Below are 19280 nucleotides of genomic sequence, written 5' to 3' on the forward strand. Positions count from 1 at the left end.
TCGCGCGACGTCTTCAGCCTGACAATTCCGGCTGCCAGTCCCGCAGCTTTCGCGCGGCGCCGGTGACGTCAGCGATCGTCCGGAACGCTGGCGCCTCCACCATCATCCCGCGCGCGAGCCGCACGGCGCGCGCCTCACACACCGCCCGCCTCTTCGGGTCCTCGATCAGCTCGAAATCGATGTTGTGGGCGAGGCCGAAGATGCGGCGGATGGTTTTGGCGGCGGCGAAGCCGACCGTGTCGGTGAACAGGCGCTGCATGTAGGCTTGCCGCTCGGCCTCGAGGCGCATCGCGCCCCTCTCGCCGGTAAAGAGTGAGACCGGATAGGCATCGCCGCTGGCCTCCGACCGCCAGAGCTCGAGGAACTTTCGCGCGAACTCGTTCCAGACCTGCTCGACCGTCTCCAGCACCCAGGCCTCGAACGCAGCCCGCTCGCCCGGCGCTCGCTCGTGGCCGGCGGAGGCGAAATAGGCCATCAGCAGATTGGCGAGCACCGCGCCGACGTCGAACCCCATCGGCCCGTAGAACGCGAATTCGGGGTCGATCACGCGCGTCTGACTCTCCGTGACCATGATCGAGCCGGTGTGGAGATCGCCGTGCAGCAGCGCTTCAGGGCTAGCCATGAACTTCAGCTTCAGCCTGGAGATCGCAACATGCAGCTCGATGTCATCGCGCAAGGCTGCGGCGAGGCCATCGAGAAACGGCGCGGTCCAGCGGTTCTGCTCGGCGATGCGGTAGGGATCGGTGAAGATCAGGTCCTCGGTGATCTTGCAGAGCGCATGGTTGCCGGCGAACGCCGCGATGCCTTCCTTCTTCTCGGCCGCCGAGAGCGAAAGATCGGAGGTGAAGAACAGGGCGCGCGCCATGAAGGTGGTGATGTCGTCCGCGAAGCGCGGATAGTGCGTTGCCGCGACGAGGCCCTTGCGCATGATGATGTGGGGCTCGAGCAGCTCCATCACCGTCAGCGCCAGCGTTTCGTCGTGGTGCAGCACGGCCGGCACGAGCCCGGGCGCGAGCTGGGCCTGCCGGGACAAGGCCAGGAATTCGTAGTGAGCCCGCGACAGCGGCAGCGGCCAACTCTCGCCGACGAGGCGGACGTAAGGCAGCGCCTGCTTCACGGCGATGCCGCCGCGCGCGCCCTTGACGATGAAGACGAGATTGAGATTGCCGTCGCCGACCTCGGTGATCGCCCAGGCGGCCGGCTCGCCGCCAAGGAGCGCTTTCAGCTCCGGCAGGCCGGCGAGATGGTCCCGCAACGCCGCCTCATGCAGAATCCGATAGTCCCCCGCCTGCCCTTGCGTCATGACGATCCCATCCCAGTTATTTGCCATGATCTTCTCGGAAAAGCCGCTTCGCACTTTCTGCTGACGCGGCCCTTCGGGTCCGGATCATGCTTGTATGGGCCGGATCGTTACTCCCGCTCCAGGAAGCTCGAGCCGATCTCGGCCTTTCTTTTGATCGGATCGTAATCGCAATAGACGAGGTCCGCCACCAGCGTGTAGCTGGCGCTGACGGTGTATTTGTCCAGCTTGACCGAGTTCAGGCCGATCACCGAGGTGCTCTTGCCGCCGTTCCACCTGAACGGCGTCGAGCTCTTGGCCTGCTCGCAGGCCATCACCGCCTCGTTGAAGACATAGCCCTCGACGAACGCCTTCAGGGTGCGCACCTGCGCCGCCATTCTCCATTCGAAATAGCCGACGGCCCCAAGCCCCGCGACGATCAGCACCAGCAGTGCGACGACGATCCGCTGAAAAGTCATTCGATCCCCCAAGTATACGAACCGTCTCCGCCGTCATTGCGAGCGCAGCGAAGCAATCCAGCGTCTTGCCGCGGAGGGATTCTGGATTGCTTCGCTGCGCTCGCAATCACGAGCTTGGTTGACATCCCTCGTCCCTTACTCTCCTAGAACGGCATTCCCATCAATTTCGACAGGCGCTCGATCGACAGATAGCCGGCGTGATAGGCGGCCATGCCGAGGCCGTAGATGATTGCCGAGATGATCGTGGTCCAGATCAGCTTGCGGCCCATCCGGGTCAGGATCGGCGCGCCGGGATCGGTGCCGGGCGCGCCGACGCCGTCCTCATGCTGGCTGCGCACGCCGAACGGCAGCGTCAGGAACAGCGCGACCCACCAGATGACGAAGTAGATCGCGATCGCGGTCGATATCTGGATGGCCATGGGGCGGCCTTATGCCTGCTCGATCTCGACCAGCGCGCCGGAAAAATCCTTGGGATGCAGGAACAGCACCGGCTTGCCGTGGGCGCCGATCTTCGGCACGCCGTCGCCGAGCACCCTGGCCCCCTCCTTCACCAAGGTGTCGCGCGAGGCGATGATGTCGACGACCTCGTAGCAGACATGGTGGATGCCGCCGTCGGGATTGCGCTCGATGAACTTTGCGATCGGGGAGGCCTCGCCGAGCGGCTCGATAAACTCGATCTTGGTGTTGGGGAGCGTCGCGAACACGGTGGTGACGCCATGCTCGGGCAGCGGGACGGCTTCCGAGATCTGCGCTCCGAATGCCGCGCCATAGATCTTCGCGGCCTTGACGGCGTCCTTGGTCGCGATCGCGACGTGGTTGAGGCGACCCAGCATGCTTCTTCTCCCTCAGCGCATGATCCGGAAAACGGGATCGTGCCTACGCTACACTGTCAGAACATGTACCAGACAGGGGGGCTTTTTGCCCCAATGTTCGTTGATCACGGCACGGACGGCGCGCCGCACCGACTCGGCCAAGGCATCGGGATCGCGGCGGCGCGGCCGCGGCAGGCCTTCGACGGTGGAGACCACCGCATCGAACACGATGTCGTCGAAGGCCTCGCCGGCCCGGTTCTTCTCGGGGATGCCGACGAGGTCGACCTCGGGATCGTCGGCGAGCTCGCCCTGCTCGTTCATGGCGATGGCGACGAAGGCGCAGCCGGAGAACGCCATGCGGCGCCGCTCGATCACGGCACGCGATTTGGAATCCTCCAGGATCGCGCCGTCCTTGTAGAGGCGGCCGGACGGCACCTCGCCGACCACGCCGGGATCGCCGGGGCCGAGCTTGACCAGGTCGCCGTTGCGGACGACGAGCACGCGCGGCACGCCGGCGGCGCGCGCGAGTTTTGCGTGCTCGTTGAGGTGCAGCGCCTCGCCATGAACGGGGATCAGCAGCTGCGGCTTCACCCAGGAGATCATGTCGCGCAGCTCGTCGCGGCGCGGGTGGCCGGAGACGTGGACCAGATGATCGCGGTCGGTGAGGACCTCAACGCCCTGGAGCACCAGATTGTTGATGATCGAGCCGACCGCCTTCTCGTTGCCCGGGATCGTGCGCGAGGAGAAGATCACGCTGTCGCCGCGGTTCAGCGTAATTTCAGGGTGGTCATCGTTGGCGATGCGCGCCAGCGCGGCGCGCGGCTCGCCCTGGCTGCCGGTGCACAGCGCCAGCACCTTGTCCTGCGGCAGATGGCCATAGATCTCGGGCGAGCGGAAGTTCTGCACGCCGTCGAGATAGCCGGTCTCGCGCGCGACCTGCACCACGCGCTCCATGGCGCGGCCGACCACGACGACCTCGCGGTCGGCGGCTTTGGCGGCATCGGCGACGGCCTTGATGCGGGCGACGTTGGAGGCAAACGTCGTCACCGCGACGCGGCCCTTGGCGGCCTTGACCAGATCGATGATGGTTTTGGCGACCTCGGCCTCCGAGGGCGAACGGCCGTCGCGGACGGCGTTGGTGGAATCGCCGATCATGGCGAGCACGCCCTCCTCGCCGAGCTCGCGCAGCCGTTTCTCGTCGGTGGGGCGCCCGAGCGTCGGGGTCGGGTCGATCTTCCAGTCGCCGGTGTGCAGCACCGTGCCGGCTTCGGTGTGGATCGCCAGGGCATGCGCTTCGGGAATGGAATGCGCGACGGGGATGAACTCGACGTTGAACGGGCCGACATCGATGCGGCCGCCGGACGGGATCACGGTGACCGGGATCTCCGGCGCGTTGCGCTCGGCGGCGCATTTGGCCTCGAACAGCGCGGCGCTGAATTGCGTCGCGTAGATCGGGCATTTCAGCTTGGGCCAGAGGTCGATGATGGCGCCGAAATGATCCTCATGGGCATGGGTCAGCACCAGGCCCATCAGGTTCTTGCGCTCCTTCTCCAGGAAGCTGATGTCCGGCATGATCAGGTCGATGCCGGGCAGATGCTCCTCGTCGCCGAAGGAGACGCCGAGATCGACCGCCAGCCACGAACGCTGGTGGCGGTTGCCGAGGCCATAGATCGACAGGTTCATGCCGATCTCGCCGACCCCGCCGAGCGGCGCAAACACGAGTTCGTCGGGCCTTGCCATCACGCAGCTCCCACCGAGCGCACCGGGCCGAAGAACACCTCGCCGGCGGCGACCGGCACAAGACGCCCCTCCGCGGTGCGGACGATCAGGCAGCCGGTGTCGTCGATGGTGTCAAAAATGCCCTCCAGCGCCACGGTTCCCGTGTGGATCGCAACCCGCTCGCCGAGCCCGGCGGCGCGCTCCAGCCAGAGCTTGCGGATCTCGGCAAAGCCGCGGCCATTGTCCCAGATGCCGCGGAACTCGACCCAGGCGTCGGACAGCGCCGAGAACAGCTCCTCCGCGCTGATCTGGACGCCGAGGGCAGCCAGCGACACCGCCGGTGTCGGCGTGCCCTCGGGCGCCGCGACGACATTGGTGCCCATGCCGGCGACGACGGCCAGCCGGTCGCCGATGGCCTCGGCCTCGAGCGCGATGCCGACCAGCTTCTTGCCGCCGGCGAGCACGTCGTTCGGCCATTTCAGGGCATAGCGGGGACGACCCTCGCCGAGGCGCAAGGCCGCTTCCAGGCTGACCTTCTCCAACGCCGCCTCCTGCGCCAGCCCGGCCGCGAAACCGAGGGTGGCGGCGACGGCCGGCGCGACGTCCATGACTTCGAGGATGCTGGCGGCGAGATTGCCCTTGGGTGCGATCCAGGCGCGCTGGCGACGGCCGCGGCCGGCGGTCTGCTCATCCGTGACGAACCACATCGGGCCGCGTTCGCCGGACCGCGCGCGCTCGATCGCATCGGTGTTGGTCGAGCCGGTCCGTTCGAACGCCGCGAGCTTGTAGCCCGCGGACGATGCGCGAGGACCGAGCGCGAACGCCATCCTAGAACAGCGACTTTGCCGCGGCGGAGGCGACGCTCACCACCGGACCCGCAAACAGCGCGAACAGCAGGTTGAACAGCCCCGTGACCGCCATCACCGTCTTCACCTCGATCCTGACCGGATCGACCTGGCCGGCCGGCTCGTCGAAATACATCGTCTTGACGATGGAGAGATAGTAGTAGGCGCCGACGACGCTGGTCAGCACGCCGATGACGGCGAGCGTGAACAGATTGGCCTTGATGGCGGCGACGAAGACGTACCACTTGCCGAAGAAGCCGGCGAGCGGCGGCACGCCGGCAAGCGAGAACAGCAGCATCGCGAACAGGAAGGCGAGCATCGGATTGGTCCGCGACAGACCCGCGAAATCGCTGATCTGCTCCACCGCCTGGCCGTTGCGCTTCATGGCGAGGATGATCGAGAACGAGCCGAGCGTCATCGCGACATAGATCACGATGTACATCAGGACGCCCTGCGCGCCTTCCGGCGTGCCGGAGGCGAGGCCCACCAGCGCGAAGCCCATGTGGCCGATCGAGGAATAGGCCATCAGGCGCTTGATGTTGGTCTGGCCGATCGCGGCGAAGGAGCCGAGCGCCATCGAGGCGATCGCCACGAACACCAGGATCTGCTGCCACTGCGAGACGATGCCCGGAAACGCCGTCAGCGTGACGCGGGTGAAGACGGCGAGCGCGGCCACCTTCGGCGCCGAAGCGAAGAAGGCGGTGACCGGGGTTGGCGCGCCTTCGTAGACGTCGGGCGTCCACATGTGGAACGGCACGGCCGAGACCTTGAAGCAGAGGCCGGCGAGCAGGAACACCAGGCCGAACACCAGGCCGACATTCGCGGTGGTCGCGGCCTGGGCGATACCGCTGAAGCCGACGGTGCCGGTGAAGCCATAGACCAGCGAGGCGCCATAGAGCAGCATGCCCGAGGACAGCGCGCCGAGCACGAAATACTTCAGGCCGGCTTCGGTCGACTTGGCGTTGTCGCGGTTCGAGGCCGCCACGACGTAGAGCGCGAGCGACATCAGCTCGAGGCCGAGATAGAGCGAGATGAGGTCGCCGGCCGAGATCAGCACCATCATGCCGAGCGTCGAGAGCAGCACCAGGATCGAATATTCGAAGATGCGGCGCGACGGATCGGACAGGAACTCGGCCGACAGGATCAGCGTCGCAGCCGAGCCGATCAGCGCCATGATCTTCATGAAGCGGGCGAAGTCGTCGACGATGAAGCTGCCGCCGAAGGTCACTTGCTTGCCGGCAGGCTGCGCGTAGACGAGCACGCCGACCACGACCAGGAGCACGACCGCCAGCGAGGTGACCGCGCTCGTCGTCCCCTGCCCGCGATAGGCCCCCAGCATCAGAAGCGCCATCGCGCCGACCGCGAGCACGATCTCGGGCAGCACCGGCGCCAGTTGATAACCTGCAGTCTCAAAGCTCATGGCGATATCCTGACCTGCCCGATCACTGGAGCAGTGCGGCGGCCTTCACGGCCGTCACAGCGGTGTTGTAGTTGTTGACGAGTTGCTGGACCGAGGCGGCCGACATGTCGAGCACCGGCTTCGGATAGACGCCAAACAGGATCGTCAGCGCGATCATCGGGAACAGCGTCACACATTCGCGCAAGGTGAGATCCTTGATGCTCATCAGCGACGGCTTCACCAGCGCGCCGAACACGACCTTGCGGTAGAGCCACAGCGCGTAGGCGGCCGAGAGGATGACGCCGAAAGTGGCGAAGAACGCGGTCGGAATCGAGACCTTGAAGGTGCCGAGCAGCGTCATGAACTCGCCGACGAAGCCGCTCGTGCCGGGCAGACCGACATTGGCCATGGTGAAGACCATGAAGGTCATCGCATAGAGCGGCATCCGGTTGACGAGGCCGCCATAGGCCGCGATCTCGCGGGTGTGCATGCGGTCATAGACGATGCCGACGCAGAGGAACAGCGCGCCCGAGACGATGCCGTGCGAGATCATCTGGAACACGCCGCCGGCGACGCCCTGCATGGTGCCGGCGAAGATGCCCATGGTGACGAAGCCCATATGCGCGACCGAGGAGTACGCGATGAGTTTCTTCATGTCCTCCTGCATCAGGGCCACCAGCGAGGTGTAGATGATGGCGATGGCCGAGAGCGTGAAGATCAGCGGCGCGAAGTCGTGCGAGGCCAGCGGGAACATCGGCAGCGAGAAGCGCAGGAAGCCGTAACCGCCCATCTTCAGCAGGATCGCGGCGAGGACCACCGAGCCCGCGGTCGGCGCCTCGACGTGCGCGTCAGGCAGCCAGGTGTGCACCGGCCACATCGGCATCTTCACCGCGAACGAGGCGAAGAAGGCGAGCCAGGCCCAGGTCTGCAAGCCCCGCGGCACGGCAGTGTGCATCAGGGTCGGGATGTCCGTGGTGCCGCCGTTCCAGTACAGCGCCATGATGGCGAGCAGCATCAGGACCGACCCGAGAAAGGTGTAGAGGAAGAACTTGAACGAGGCGTAGACCCGGCGTGGACCACCCCAGATGCCGATGATCAGGAACATCGGGATCAGGCCGCCCTCGAAGAACAGGTAGAACAGCACGAGATCGAGCGCCGAGAAGGTGCCGATCATCAGCGTTTCCAGGATCAGGAACGCCATCATGTATTCGCGAACGCGGTTGGTGATCGCCTTCCAGCTCGCGATGATGCAGAACGGCATCACGGCGGTGGTCAGGATCAGCAGCGGCAGCGAGATGCCGTCGACGCCCATGTGGTAGGTGATGCCGGTCGCGAGCCAGCTCGCCTTCTCGACGAACTGGAAGTCGGCGCTCGAGGGATCGAAGCGCATCACCAGGATCACCGACACCGCGAAGGTGATCAGCGTGGTCCAGAGCGCAATCCAGCGCGAGTTGCGCTTGGCCGCCTCGTCGTCGCCGCGGCTGAGATAGACGATCAGCGCGCCGACCAGCGGCAGGAAGGTGGTGACCGAAAGGATGGGCCAGGTTGTCATTTACTGGCCTCCAAAGCCGAACATGAACCAGGTGATCAGGCCGGCGGCGCCGATCAGCATGGCGAATGCATAGTGATAGAGATAACCGGTCTGGATTTTCACGACGTTGCGGGTGACGTCCAGCACGCGGGCGGAGACACCGTCGGGGCCGAAGCCGTCGATGATGAAGCCGTCGCCCTTCTTCCAGAGCTGATAGCCGATCCACTTCGCCGGGCGGACGAAGATAAGGTCGTAGAGCTCGTCGAAGTACCATTTGTTGAGCAGGAACTGGTACAGCATCGGCTGCTCTGCGGCGAGCCGAACGGGGATGTAGGGCCGGCGGATGTAGAACAGGTACGAGACGAGGAAGCCCAGCACCATCATCACCGTCGGCAGGAAGGCGATGGTCTCGGGGATGTGGTGCATCTCCTCGATAATGTGCGGGTTCATCTTCACGGACTCGCGGAAGAACTCCTCGATGCCGTGGCCGGCGAACAGCTCCTTGAACGGCAGGCCCGCGACGAACGAGCCGACCGCGAGCACGCCGATCGGGATCAGAATCCAGAGCGGAGCCTCATGCGCTGCTTCGTAGTGATGCTCGTCGTGCGGCTCGCCGTGGAATGTCTTGAAGATCAGGCGCCACGAGTAGAACGAGGTCAGGCCGGCGGCGACGATCGTCATCAGGAAGCCATACACCGCGAAAGGGTTGTGCGAGGCGTAGGCGGACTCGATGATCGCGTCCTTGGAGAAATAGCCGGCGGTGAGCGGGAAGCCGGTCAGCGCCAGCGTGCCGACCACCATCACCGCGTAGGTGTAGGGGATCTTGCGCCAGAGGCCGCCCATGTTGCGGATGTCCTGCTCGTGGTGCATCGCGTAGATCACCGAGCCGGAGCCCAAGAACAACAGCGCCTTGAAGAAGGCGTGCGTGAACAGGTGGAACATGCCGACCGAATAGGCCCCTGCTCCCATCGCCACGAACATGTAGCCGAGCTGCGAACAGGTCGAGTAGGCGACGATGCGCTTGATGTCGTTCTGGACGAGGCCAATGGTCGCCGCGAAAAACGCGGTGGTGGCGCCGAAGAACATCACGACGGCCTGCGCGGTCGGGGCGAGCTCGAACAGCGGCGACAGGCGTGCCACCATGAACACGCCCGCGGTGACCATGGTCGCGGCGTGGATCAGGGCCGAGACCGGAGTCGGGCCCTCCATCGCGTCGGGCAACCAGGTGTGCAGCAGGAACTGTGCCGACTTGCCCATCGCGCCCATGAACAGCAAGAGGCAGGTCAGGGTCAGCGCATCCGCATGCCAGCCGAGGAAGTCGATGGTCTTGCCGGTCAGGCCAGGCGCCGCGTGGAAGATGGTCTCAAAATCGGTCGAGCCGGCCAGCATGAAGATCGCGAAGATGCCGAGCGCAAAACCAAAATCGCCGACGCGGTTGACCACGAAGGCCTTGATCGCGGCGGCGTTCGCCGACGGCCTCTGGTACCAGAAGCCGATCAGCAGGTAGCTGGCGAGACCCACGCCTTCCCAGCCGAAGAACAGCTGGACCAAATTGTCCGCCGTCACCAGCATGAGCATGGCGAAGGTGAACAGCGAGAGATAGCCGAAGAAGCGCGGCCGGTTCGGATCCTCGTCCATATAGCCGATGGAATAGAGGTGCACGAGCGAGGATACGGTCGTCACCACCACCAGCATTACCGCGGTGAGGGTGTCGACACGAAGCGTCCACCAGACCTGGAGGTCGCCGGAGAAGATGAAAGGCAGCAGCTGGATCCGGCCGTCGTGGTGCATGAAGCCGACATCGACCAGCGTCATCCAGGACAGCGCCGCCGCGACGAACAGCAGCGCCGTGGTAATGAGCTCCGCAGCGCGCGAGCCCGCCGCCGCCGGCTCGACAGGGCCGTGGCCGTGATCATCGTGACCGTCGCCGGGCTCGTGGTGGGTCTCGTGGATGACGGAGGCATCCTCGCCGATCGTGTCGGACGCATGAGCGTGCGCGCCAGGACCGTGATGATGGCCGTGATCGCCGTGATGCTCGACCTCATCGCCCGAGGGATTGCGGGCATGCGCGCCGACCAGGGAGATGAGCCCTGCCAGAATGGCGCCCAGCAGGGGCAGGAAAACGATTGCCTGAACCATTTGAGAGCTCAGCCCTTCATCAGATTGACGTCCTCAACCGCGATCGAGCCGCGGTTGCGGAAATAGACCACCAGGATGGCGAGACCGATCGCGGCTTCCGCAGCGGCCACGGTCAAGACCAGCAGCGCGAAGACCTGGCCGACGATGTCGCCGAGGAAGGTCGAGAACGCCACGAGGTTGATGTTGACCGAGAGCAGGATCAGCTCGATCGACATCAGAATGACGATGATGTTCTTGCGGTTCAGGAAGATGCCGAGGATCCCGAGCGTGAACAGGATCGCGCCGACGGCAAGATAGTGTCCAAGCCCGATCGTCATTTCACCCACTCCGCGGCATCGGCGTCCGAGAGCCCCTGCCCCGACGCCACCTTGCGCATCGCCATCGCCATTTCGGGCGTGCGCGCGTTCTGAACGTTGATGTCCTGCCGCTTCACACTCGCCTTGTGGCGCAGCGTCAGCACGATGGCGCCGATCATGGCGACCAGGAGCACCATGCCCGCGAGCTGGAAGTAGTGGATGTACTTCGTATAGAGCACGAGCCCGAGCGCCTCGGTGTTGGAGACGTTGGCCGGGATCGCCGCCGTGATCGCCTTGGAGACGCCGGGGTTGATGACCCAGAAGCCGACGGTGAGCAGCAGCTCGAACATGAAGATGCCGCCGATCACGAGGCCGACCGGCAGGTACTGGATGAAGCCTTCGCGCAGCTCGAGGAAGTCGACGTCCAGCATCATGATCACGAACAGGAACAGCACCGCGACGGCGCCGACATAGACGACGATCAGGATCATCGCGAGGAATTCGGCGCCCATCAGCACGAACAGGCCGGAGGCGTTGACGAAGGCCAGGATCAGGTACAGCACGGAGTGCACGGGATTGCGCGAGACAATCACCATCACCGCCGAGGCGACGCAGACGCCGGCGAAGAGATAGAAGAACAGCGCGGGAAGGATCATCGAGAAACTCCCGTCATTCCGGGGTGCGCGCCAGCGCGAACCCGGAATCCAGAGATTGTGGCGCGAGATTCCGGGTTCGCGCTGCGCGCGCCCCGGAATGACGAGGAGGTGGCGGGAAGGATCATGCCCTCACCTCACCGGTACGGCGCGTCGAGCTCGATCGCTTTCGCGATCTCGCGTTCCCAGCGATCGCCGTTGGCGAGCAGCTTGGCCTTGTCATAGAGCAGTTCCTCGCGGGTCTCGGTCGCGAACTCGAAGTTCGGACCTTCGACGATGGCGTCGACCGGACAGGCCTCCTGGCAGAGGCCGCAATAGATGCACTTCACCATGTCGATGTCGTAGCGCACGGTGCGGCGGGTGCCGTCGTTGCGGCGCGGGCCGGCCTCGATGGTGATGGCCTGGGCCGGGCAGACTGCTTCGCACAGCTTGCAGGCGATGCAGCGCTCTTCGCCGTTCGGATAACGACGCAGCGCATGCTCGCCACGGAAACGCGGCGAGATCGGGCCCTTCTCGAACGGATAGTTCAGCGTCGGCTTCGGCTGGAAGAAATAGCGCATGGCGAGGAAGAACGCCGAGACGAATTCCGACAGCAGAAGCGAGCGTGCAGTGGCGTTGATGTTGATACCCATGACGGACCTCACTTCGGCGCGATGCCGGCGAAATGCAGCACGCCGGCCACCACGATCACCATCGCCAGCGAGATCGGCAGGAACACCTTCCAGCCGAGACGCATCAGTTGATCGTAGCGGTAGCGCGGCACGATCGCCTTCGCCATCGCGAACAGGAAGAACATGAAGAACAGTTTCAGCGCGAACCAGATGATCCCCGGCACCCAGTTGAAGGGCGGCAGATCGACCGGCGGCAGCCAGCCTCCGAGGAACAGGATGGTCGCCATCGCGCACATCGTGACGATCGCGACGTATTCGCCGAGCATGAACAGCAGGTACGGCGTCGAGCCGTACTCGACCATGAAGCCGGCGACGAGCTCGGATTCCGCCTCCACGAGGTCGAATGGCGGACGGTTCGTTTCCGCCAGCGCCGACACGTAGAACACCACGAACATCGGGAACAGCGGCCAGACGTACCAGTTCAGGATGGTGAGCTGCGGCAGCCCGATCAGGCTGGCAAGGCCGCGGGCATGCTGGGCCTCGACCACGGCCGAGAGGTTCAGCGTGCCGGCGCAGAGCAGCACGGTGATGATGACGAAGCCGATCGAGACTTCATAGGACACCATCTGCGCCGCCGAGCGCAGCGCGGCAAGGAAGGGATATTTCGAGTTCGACGACCAGCCGGCCATGATGATGCCGTAGATCGACAGCGACGAGATCGCGAAGATGAAGAGGATGCCGACATTGATGTCGGAGATCACCCAGCCGAGATTGGTCGGGATCACCGCCCAGGCCGCGAGTGCGAGCACGCACGACACCAGCGGCGCCAGCAGGAAGACGCCCTTGTTGGCGCCGGCCGGGATGATCGGCTCCTTCAGCACGAATTTAAGCAGGTCGGCGAAGGATTGCAGCAGGCCCCAGGGGCCGACCACGTTCGGACCGCGGCGGATCTGCACCGCCGCCCAGATCTTGCGGTCGGCGAGCAGGATGTAGGCGATCGCGATCAGGAGGACGACGAGCACCAGCACGCTCTCCGCGACCATAATGATCAGCGGCCAGAGGAAACCGGTCCAGAATGCGCTTTCGAAGATTTCCATCAGATCACGCTCACTCCGCTGCGGTCAGCATCTGCCCGGAGGCAAGCCGCGAGCATTCCGCCATCACGGCGGACGCACGCGCGATTGGGTTGGTCAAATAGAAGTCCTCGACCAGCGGCTTGAACGGCGCCTTCTCGGGCGAGCCGCCCTTCCCGGCCAGCTTCTTGATTTGGTCGGCAGAGCCGGCCTCGATCTGGTCGAGCCGGATCAGATGCGGCACCGCCTTGAAGATCTCCTGACGAAGCGCGGCGAGCGAGTCATAGCCGAGCTTCTTGCCGAGCGCCTCCGACAGGGCGCGGACGATCGCCCAGTCCTCGCGGGCTTCGCCCGGCGGGAACGCGGCCCGGCCCGTCATCTGCACGCGGCCTTCGGTGTTGACGTAGATCGCGGACTTCTCGGTATAGGCGGCGGCCGGCAGGATCACGTCGGCACGATGCGCGCCGCGATCGCCGTGAGTGCCGATATAGACGACGAAGGTGCCGTCCGGCGCCTTGATCTCGTCGGCACCGAGCAGGAACAAGAGGTCGAGCGTGCCGAACGTCGTCATCTGTGCGGCGTTGAGGTCGCCCTCGCCGGCGACAAAGCCGATATCGAGCGCACCGACGCGCGAGGCGGTCTCGTGCAGCACGCCAAAGCCGTTCCAGCCCTCCTTCACGGCGCCGACGTCGAGCGCGAGCTTGGCGGCGGCGGCGAGAATGGCGGCGCCGTCGTGGCGCGCGGCCGCGCCCGCGCCGACCAGGATGATCGGCTTCTTGGCGTTCTTCAGCACGTCCATGAAGGAGTGCCTGCCGGCCGCAAGCTCGCCGAGCGTGTCAGTGCCCGCGCCGAGATGGTCATAGTGGTAAGTGAGATCGGCCTTGGCGCCGATCAGGCCGACCTTGAAGCCGCCGGCGCGCCAGCGCTTGCGGATGCGGGCGTTGAACACCGCCGCCTCTTTCCGCGGATTGGCGCCGATGATGAGCAGCGCATCGGCCTGCTCGACGCCGGCCAGTGTCGGATTGAAGATGTAGCAGCCGCGGCCGAGCGCGGGATCGAAGGCGTCGCCGCCCTGCACCGCCATATTGCTCGAGCCGAACTTGGCGAGCAGGTCCTTGAGCGCGAACATCTCCTCGACGCCGGCCAGATCACCGGCGACCGCGCCGATGCGCTTGCCGTCGGTGCGGCCCGCCTTCGAGGCGATCGCGGCGAAGGCCTCCTGCCAGCTCGCCGCGCGCAGCTTGCCGGCCTCGCGGATATAGGGCCGGTCGAGGCGCTGGGTGCGCAGGCCGTCGACGATGTGGCGGGTCTTGTCGGAGATCCACTCCTCGTTCACGGCCTCGTTGATGCGCGGCAATACGCGCATCACCTCGCGGCCGCGGGTGTCGACGCGGATCGCAGAGCCGAGGCCGTCCATGACGTCGATCGACTGGGTCTTGCCGAGCTCCCACGGGCGCGCGGCGAAGGCATAGGGCTTCGAGGTCAGCGCGCCGACCGGGCAGATGTCGACGAGGTTGCCCTGCAATTCCGACGTCAGCGCGTGCTCGAGATAGGTCGTGATCTCCATGTCCTCGCCGCGGCCGGTGGCGCCCATCTCGGGCGCGCCGGCGACTTCCGCCGAGAAGCGGACGCAGCGCGTGCACTGGATGCAGCGGTTCATCGAGGTCTTGACCAGCGCGCCGAGATATTTGTCCTCGACCGCACGCTTGTTCTCTGCGAAGCGGCCGGTGTCGACACCATAGCCCATCGCCTGGTCCTGCAAATCGCACTCGCCGCCCTGATCGCAGATCGGGCAATCCAGCGGATGGTTGATCAGAAGGAATTCCATCACGCCTTCGCGTGCCTTCTTCACCATGGGCGAACGCGTGGAAATCTCCGGCGGCTCGCCCTTCGGGCCTGGACGGCAGTCGCGCACGCCCCAAGCGCAGCTGGCGACCGGCTTCGGGCCACCCTTCACCTCGACGAGGCACATCCGGCAATTGCCGGCGATTGACAGCCGCTCATGATAGCAGAAGCGCGGGATCTCGGCGCCGGCGGCCTCGCACGCCTGAAGCAGCGTGTACTCGGCGGGGACGTCGATCTCTTTGCCGTCGATGATGAGCTTGGTCATGTCTCTTACTCCGCCGCGACCATGTTCACGGGATCGCGGACGCCGATATCGTCGATGTCGGCCTTGTGCGAATACTGGTCGATGCGCGCCTCGATCTCGTGACGGAAATGCGCGATCAGGCCCTGGATCGGCCAGGCCGCGGCGTCGCCGAGCGCGCAGATGGTGTGGCCTTCGACCTGCTTGGTCACTTCGAGCAGCATGTCGATCTCGCGCTTGTGGGCGCGGCCTTCGGCCATGCGGGTCAGCACGCGCCACATCCACCCCGTGCCCTCGCGGCACGGCGTGCACTGGCCGCAGCTCTCGTGCTTGTAGAAATAGGAAATGCGAGCGATGGCACGGATCAGATCGGTGGACTTGTCCATCACGATCACGGCCGCGGTGCCGAGGCCCGAGCGCAGCTTGCTCAAGGAGTCGAAATCCATCGGCGTGTCGATGATCTGCTCGGCCGGCACCATGCGCACCGACGAGCCGCCGGGGATCACGGCCTTGAGGTTGTCCCAGCCGCCACGGATACCGCCGCAATGCTTGTCGATCAGCTCACGGAACGGAATGCCCATGGCCTCTTCGACGTTGCACGGCCGCTCGACATGGCCGGAGATGCAGAACAGCTTGGTGCCGACATTGTTCGGCCGGCCGATGCCGGCGAACCAGGCCGCGCCGCGGCGCAGGATGTCCGGAGCCACTGCAATGGACTCGACATTGTTGACCGTGGTCGGGCAGCCGAACAGGCCGACATTGGCCGGGAACGGCGGCTTCAGGCGTGGCTGCCCCTTCTTGCCTTCGAGGCTTTCGAGCAGCGCGGTCTCTTCGCCGCAGATGTAAGCGCCGGCGCCATGGGCGACGTAAATGTCGAACGGCCAGCCGTTGACATTGTCCTTGCCGACCAGCTTGGCGTCATAGGCCTGATCGATCGCGGCCTGAAGATGCTCGCGCTCGCGGATGAACTCGCCGCGGACATAGATGTAGCAGGTGTGCGCGTTCATCGCGCAGCTCGCGATCAGGCAACCCTCGATCAGGAGATGCGGATCGTGCCGCAAGATCTCGCGATCCTTGCAGGTGCCGGGCTCGGACTCGTCGGCGTTGACGACGAGATAGCTCGGACGGCCGTCGGTGGATTCCTTCGGCATGAAGGACCATTTCAGACCGGTCGGGAAGCCGGCGCCGCCGCGGCCGCGCAGGCCCGATGCCTTCATTTCATTGATGATCCAGTCGCGGCCCTTGTCGATGATATTCTTCGTACCATCCCAGGCGCCGCGGCGCCGCGCGCCCTCGAGCCCCCAATCGTGGAGGCCGTAGAGATTCTTGAAGATGCGGTCCTTGTCCTCGAGCATTTCAGCGCTTTCCGATCAACGGTTGGCTTGCTTGTAGGCAAGCCCGGCGGCGCAGACGGCGAAGGTCAGCGCCCAGAGCAGACTGGATTCCAGCGACGCGTTCAGGCTGAAGCGTTGCAGGAGAAAGATGAAGGCAGCCGCCACCGCGGCATGCATTGCGATGAAGCCCCACTTCTTCATGGCACCGCGCCCCTCCACCGAAGGCTGCGAGACATCACGCATCAAGTGATCTCCTTCAGCGTGGTCGGTCCGGTGATCGGCGCCGAGAACTGGCGGCCGTTCTGCGGACCGGGCTTGGGCGGGTTGCCCGACGCGAAGCCGTCGAGCACCTTGCCGAAGCTCTCCTTGGTCAGGTCCTCGTAAGTGTCCTTGCCGATCAGCACCATCGGAGCGTTCACGCAGGCGCCCAGGCACTCCACCTCTTCCCAGCTGAAATTGCCGTCCTTGGAGAGATGGAAGGGCTCGTGATGGATGCGGTGCTCGCAGACGTGGATGAGGTCCTCGGCGCCACGCAGGCGGCACGGCGTGGTGCCGCAAACCTGGACGTGGGCCTTCTTGCCGACGGGCGCGAGCTGGAACATCGTGTAGAAGGTCGCAACCTCCAGCACGCGGATATAGGGCATGTCGAGCAGGTCGGCGACCACGCGAATGGCGGCCTCCGAGACCCAGCCTTCGTTCTGCTCCTGGACGCGCCAGAGGATCGCAATCACCGCGGAGGCTTGCCGGCCGGGGGGATATTTCGCGATCTGCTGTCTGGCGAATGCGAGGTTCTCCTCCGTGAACGCAAAGCTCGCGGGCTGGACTTCCTTCGGTGCTAATCGGCGAACGGACATCTCTTATCTCTCACTGCATACGGCGCGCGCTCTTGGCATTCAGGGCATTGATCCTGTCCTGCCAGAACGCGCTTGCGGTGCCGAAAACGTTGTAGCCGACATGGGTCGAGACCTTGATGCGGTCGAGGATCGACAGCTCGGTCACGGTCTCCAGGCGGTTGCTGCGCGGATCGAACACGATCAGCTTCAGCGGGGTCTGTTCGAGGATGTAGCGCGACACCGCATGCGAGCGGTCGCTGCCGTGCTCCTCGCACATGATGACGCTGTCGGCCTCGAGCAGCCGGGCACCGCCCTTGATCGCCTCGATCTCGACGCCCTCGACGTCGAGCTTGATCAGGTATTTGCCGATGCCTGCGACCTTGCCGTCGTCGATCAGATTGTCGAGCGCCATGACAGGCACTTCCTCGCCGCCATCAGACGGATCGCCGGCAATGCTGAAGGCTTCGTGCTTGGTGCCTGACAGCCGCGCGGTGCCGCGCGTGGCGCCGATCGCGCACTTCATGGTCTCGAAGCGATTGCCGTTGATGAGGGCATTGTTGGCGAGCTTCGGATAGTTCTGCCCCGACGGCTCGATCGCGATCGCCTTGTGCGAACCGAACGGCTTGCTCGACACCAGCACCGACCAATAACCGTAATTGGCACCGCAATCGAGCAGCGTGTAGTCGACGTCGATGCTGTCTGCGAACAGCAGCTCGAGCTCGTCTTCATAATTGTACGAGCGGTTGAGCAGCTTGCTCCAATAGCCGTCGCCGTAGGGAAACTCGAACACGGCATCGGGATTGAGCCGGATCGCGATGTTGCGTTCCGGCAGCGTCTTTCGCAGCAGATTGGCGCAGGCGATGTAGCCCATATGCGAGAAGTGCGAGGAGATCTTCGATCCCGTCACCAGCGCCAAGGCAGCCGTCCGCTCCCACAGGTTGGCCCCTTCAAGGGCCCCCGAGGCACGGTCAAACTGGATTGGCGCCTGCGCCATCACCGATCGACCTCTCCGAACACGATGTCGAGCGAGCCGAGGATCGCCGAGACGTCGGCGAGCAGATGGCCGCGGCAGATGTGGTCCATCGCCTGCAGATGGGCAAAGCCCGGCGCGCGGATCTTGCACTTGTAGGGCTTGTTGGTGCCGTCGGAGACCAGATAGACGCCGAACTCGCCCTTCGGCGCCTCGACGGCGGCATAGACCTCGCCGGCCGGCACGTGAACGCCCTCGGTGTAGAGCTTGAAATGGTGGATCAGCGCTTCCATCGAGCGCTTCATCTCGCCGCGCCGGGGCGGTGCAACCTTGTTGTCGGCGACGACGACGGGGCCCTTGCCGTCAGGCGCATTCAGCTTCTGGATGCACTGCTTCATGATGCGCACGGACTGGCGCATCTCTTCCATGCGGATCAAATAGCGGTCGTAGCAGTCGCCGTTCTTGCCGATCGGAATGTCGAAATCCATCTCGGCGTAGCACTCATAGGGCTGCGACTTGCGCAGGTCCCAGGCCGCGCCCGAACCGCGCACCATCACGCCCGAGAAACCCCATGCCCAGGCTTCCTTCAGCGGCACGACGCCGATGTCGACGTTGCGCTGCTTGAAGATGCGGTTGGCGGTCAGCAGGCGGTCGAGATCGTCCACGACCTTCAGGAACGGATCGCACCAGGCCTCGATGTCGTCGACCAGCTTCTGCGGCAAATCCTGATGCACGCCGCCGACGCGGAAGAAGGCCGCGTGCATACGGCTGCCGGAGGCACGCTCGTAGAACACCATCAGCTTCTCGCGCTCTTCGAAGCCCCACAGCGGCGGGGTCAGCGCGCCGACGTCCATCGCCTGCGTGGTGACGTTGAGAAGGTGCGAGAGAATGCGGCCGATCTCGCAATAGAGCACGCGGATCAGCTGGCCGCGGCGCGGCACCTCGATGCCGAGCAGCTTTTCGGCGGCGAGGCAGAAGGCGTGCTCCTGGTTCATCGGCGCGACGTAATCGAGCCGGTCGAAATACGGAATCGCCTGCAGATAGGTCTTCTGCTCGATCAGCTTCTCGGTGCCGCGATGAAGCAGTCCGATATGGGGATCGACACGGGCGACGACTTCGCCGTCAAGCTCCAAAACCAAGCGCAGCACGCCGTGCGCAGCCGGATGCTGCGGCCCGAAGTTGATGGTGAAATTACGGAGCTGTTCGGATTGCTCGTTCATG

The 19280-nt window shown here is 64.9% G+C and carries 19 protein-coding genes; all 19 read right to left on the bottom strand.

The genetic code is table 11. From position 1 onward, the window contains the following. Nucleotides 1-13 precede the first annotated feature (13 nt). The 19 genes from mtnK to AC5V87_RS22725 all read right to left on the bottom strand — a co-directional run bounded on the left by mtnK (nt 14) and on the right by AC5V87_RS22725 (nt 19279). Nucleotides 14-1303 (bottom strand): S-methyl-5-thioribose kinase, encoded by a 1290-nt coding sequence (gene mtnK / locus AC5V87_RS22635; RefSeq protein ID WP_495371932.1) that lies wholly within the window; start codon nt 1301-1303, stop codon nt 14-16. Between the two features lie 107 nt (nt 1304-1410). Then, the gene (locus tag AC5V87_RS22640) at nt 1411-1758 is read right to left on the bottom strand and encodes a hypothetical protein (RefSeq protein WP_456838200.1); all 348 of its coding nucleotides are present in this window, start codon (nt 1756-1758) and stop codon (nt 1411-1413) included. A 143-nt stretch (nt 1759-1901) separates the two neighbouring features. Next, nucleotides 1902-2177 (bottom strand): DUF1467 family protein, encoded by a 276-nt coding sequence (locus AC5V87_RS22645; protein WP_456838199.1) that lies wholly within the window; start codon nt 2175-2177, stop codon nt 1902-1904. 9 nt (nt 2178-2186) lie between these two features. After that, nucleotides 2187-2591, bottom strand: a complete 405-nt coding sequence (mce, locus tag AC5V87_RS22650) for a methylmalonyl-CoA epimerase (protein WP_036010154.1) — start codon at nt 2589-2591, stop codon at nt 2187-2189. A gap of 48 nt (nt 2592-2639) precedes the next feature. Continuing rightward, nucleotides 2640-4310: a ribonuclease J gene (locus AC5V87_RS22655; RefSeq protein ID WP_495367794.1), complete on the bottom strand. Its 1671-nt coding sequence runs from the start codon at nt 4308-4310 to the stop codon at nt 2640-2642. Further along, the gene (locus AC5V87_RS22660) at nt 4310-5116 is read right to left on the bottom strand and encodes a biotin--[acetyl-CoA-carboxylase] ligase (RefSeq protein WP_495367795.1); all 807 of its coding nucleotides are present in this window, start codon (nt 5114-5116) and stop codon (nt 4310-4312) included. Before AC5V87_RS22660 ends, AC5V87_RS22655 begins: the two co-directional genes overlap by 1 nt. 1 nt (nt 5117) lies before the next feature. Further along, nucleotides 5118-6554: an NADH-quinone oxidoreductase subunit NuoN gene (nuoN, locus tag AC5V87_RS22665; protein ID WP_495367796.1), complete on the bottom strand. Its 1437-nt coding sequence runs from the start codon at nt 6552-6554 to the stop codon at nt 5118-5120. Between the two features lie 22 nt (nt 6555-6576). Beyond that, a complete protein-coding gene (locus AC5V87_RS22670; protein WP_495367797.1) occupies nt 6577-8085 on the bottom strand; it encodes an NADH-quinone oxidoreductase subunit M in 1509 nt (502 codons plus the stop codon). Continuing rightward, nucleotides 8086-10203, bottom strand: coding sequence for an NADH-quinone oxidoreductase subunit L (nuoL, locus tag AC5V87_RS22675; protein WP_495367798.1), 2118 nt, complete (start codon nt 10201-10203; stop codon nt 8086-8088). 8 nt (nt 10204-10211) lie between these two features. Further along, nucleotides 10212-10520, bottom strand: a complete 309-nt coding sequence (gene nuoK, locus AC5V87_RS22680; protein ID WP_008547737.1) for an NADH-quinone oxidoreductase subunit NuoK — start codon at nt 10518-10520, stop codon at nt 10212-10214. After that, nucleotides 10517-11155 carry an NADH-quinone oxidoreductase subunit J gene (locus AC5V87_RS22685; protein WP_456838193.1) on the bottom strand — a complete coding sequence of 213 codons (639 nt, stop codon included), beginning with the start codon at nt 11153-11155 and terminating at the stop codon, nt 10517-10519. Before AC5V87_RS22685 ends, nuoK begins: the two co-directional genes overlap by 4 nt. 134 nt (nt 11156-11289) lie before the next feature. Next, nucleotides 11290-11778, bottom strand: coding sequence for an NADH-quinone oxidoreductase subunit NuoI (gene nuoI / locus AC5V87_RS22690; RefSeq protein ID WP_456843323.1), 489 nt, complete (start codon nt 11776-11778; stop codon nt 11290-11292). A gap of 14 nt (nt 11779-11792) precedes the next feature. Beyond that, the gene (gene nuoH, locus AC5V87_RS22695) at nt 11793-12860 is read right to left on the bottom strand and encodes an NADH-quinone oxidoreductase subunit NuoH (protein WP_456838192.1); all 1068 of its coding nucleotides are present in this window, start codon (nt 12858-12860) and stop codon (nt 11793-11795) included. Between the two features lie 10 nt (nt 12861-12870). After that, a complete protein-coding gene (gene nuoG, locus AC5V87_RS22700) occupies nt 12871-14946 on the bottom strand; it encodes an NADH-quinone oxidoreductase subunit NuoG (protein ID WP_495367799.1) in 2076 nt (691 codons plus the stop codon). A gap of 5 nt (nt 14947-14951) precedes the next feature. Next, nucleotides 14952-16277, bottom strand: a complete 1326-nt coding sequence (nuoF, locus tag AC5V87_RS22705) for an NADH-quinone oxidoreductase subunit NuoF (RefSeq protein ID WP_495367800.1) — start codon at nt 16275-16277, stop codon at nt 14952-14954. A gap of 15 nt (nt 16278-16292) precedes the next feature. Continuing rightward, nucleotides 16293-16499, bottom strand: a complete 207-nt coding sequence (locus AC5V87_RS22710; RefSeq protein WP_456838190.1) for a hypothetical protein — start codon at nt 16497-16499, stop codon at nt 16293-16295. Beyond that, the gene (nuoE, locus tag AC5V87_RS22715) at nt 16499-17110 is read right to left on the bottom strand and encodes an NADH-quinone oxidoreductase subunit NuoE (protein WP_235546093.1); all 612 of its coding nucleotides are present in this window, start codon (nt 17108-17110) and stop codon (nt 16499-16501) included. The genes AC5V87_RS22710 and nuoE overlap by 1 nt, the downstream gene beginning before the upstream one ends. A gap of 10 nt (nt 17111-17120) precedes the next feature. After that, the gene (locus AC5V87_RS22720; protein WP_495367801.1) at nt 17121-18083 is read right to left on the bottom strand and encodes an FkbM family methyltransferase; all 963 of its coding nucleotides are present in this window, start codon (nt 18081-18083) and stop codon (nt 17121-17123) included. Further along, entirely contained in the window at nt 18083-19279 is a 1197-nt protein-coding gene (locus tag AC5V87_RS22725; protein WP_456838189.1) for an NADH-quinone oxidoreductase subunit D, read from the bottom strand. Before AC5V87_RS22725 ends, AC5V87_RS22720 begins: the two co-directional genes overlap by 1 nt. Between the last annotated feature and the right edge of the window lies 1 nt (nt 19280).

The sequence above is a fragment of the Bradyrhizobium sp. SOJA106 genome, from assembly GCF_059448745.1.

What these genes read in the sequence shown, in the direction of transcription:
- mtnK (WP_495371932.1), bottom strand. Translation starts at nt 1,303, where the DNA reads ATGACGCAAGGGCAGGCGGGGGACTATCGGATTCTGCATGAGGCGGCG.
- AC5V87_RS22640 (WP_456838200.1), bottom strand. Translation starts at nt 1,758, where the DNA reads ATGACTTTTCAGCGGATCGTCGTCGCACTGCTGGTGCTGATCGTCGCG.
- AC5V87_RS22645 (WP_456838199.1), bottom strand. Translation starts at nt 2,177, where the DNA reads ATGGCCATCCAGATATCGACCGCGATCGCGATCTACTTCGTCATCTGG.
- mce (WP_036010154.1), bottom strand. Translation starts at nt 2,591, where the DNA reads ATGCTGGGTCGCCTCAACCACGTCGCGATCGCGACCAAGGACGCCGTC.
- AC5V87_RS22655 (WP_495367794.1), bottom strand. Translation starts at nt 4,310, where the DNA reads ATGGCAAGGCCCGACGAACTCGTGTTTGCGCCGCTCGGCGGGGTCGGC.
- AC5V87_RS22660 (WP_495367795.1), bottom strand. Translation starts at nt 5,116, where the DNA reads ATGGCGTTCGCGCTCGGTCCTCGCGCATCGTCCGCGGGCTACAAGCTC.
- nuoN (WP_495367796.1), bottom strand. Translation starts at nt 6,554, where the DNA reads ATGAGCTTTGAGACTGCAGGTTATCAACTGGCGCCGGTGCTGCCCGAG.
- AC5V87_RS22670 (WP_495367797.1), bottom strand. Translation starts at nt 8,085, where the DNA reads ATGACAACCTGGCCCATCCTTTCGGTCACCACCTTCCTGCCGCTGGTC.
- nuoL (WP_495367798.1), bottom strand. Translation starts at nt 10,203, where the DNA reads ATGGTTCAGGCAATCGTTTTCCTGCCCCTGCTGGGCGCCATTCTGGCA.
- nuoK (WP_008547737.1), bottom strand. Translation starts at nt 10,520, where the DNA reads ATGACGATCGGGCTTGGACACTATCTTGCCGTCGGCGCGATCCTGTTC.
- AC5V87_RS22685 (WP_456838193.1), bottom strand. Translation starts at nt 11,155, where the DNA reads ATGATCCTTCCCGCGCTGTTCTTCTATCTCTTCGCCGGCGTCTGCGTC.
- nuoH (WP_456838192.1), bottom strand. Translation starts at nt 12,860, where the DNA reads ATGGAAATCTTCGAAAGCGCATTCTGGACCGGTTTCCTCTGGCCGCTG.
- nuoG (WP_495367799.1), bottom strand. Translation starts at nt 14,946, where the DNA reads ATGACCAAGCTCATCATCGACGGCAAAGAGATCGACGTCCCCGCCGAG.
- nuoF (WP_495367800.1), bottom strand. Translation starts at nt 16,277, where the DNA reads ATGCTCGAGGACAAGGACCGCATCTTCAAGAATCTCTACGGCCTCCAC.
- AC5V87_RS22710 (WP_456838190.1), bottom strand. Translation starts at nt 16,499, where the DNA reads ATGCGTGATGTCTCGCAGCCTTCGGTGGAGGGGCGCGGTGCCATGAAG.
- nuoE (WP_235546093.1), bottom strand. Translation starts at nt 17,110, where the DNA reads ATGTCCGTTCGCCGATTAGCACCGAAGGAAGTCCAGCCCGCGAGCTTT.
- AC5V87_RS22720 (WP_495367801.1), bottom strand. Translation starts at nt 18,083, where the DNA reads ATGGCGCAGGCGCCAATCCAGTTTGACCGTGCCTCGGGGGCCCTTGAA.
- AC5V87_RS22725 (WP_456838189.1), bottom strand. Translation starts at nt 19,279, where the DNA reads ATGAACGAGCAATCCGAACAGCTCCGTAATTTCACCATCAACTTCGGG.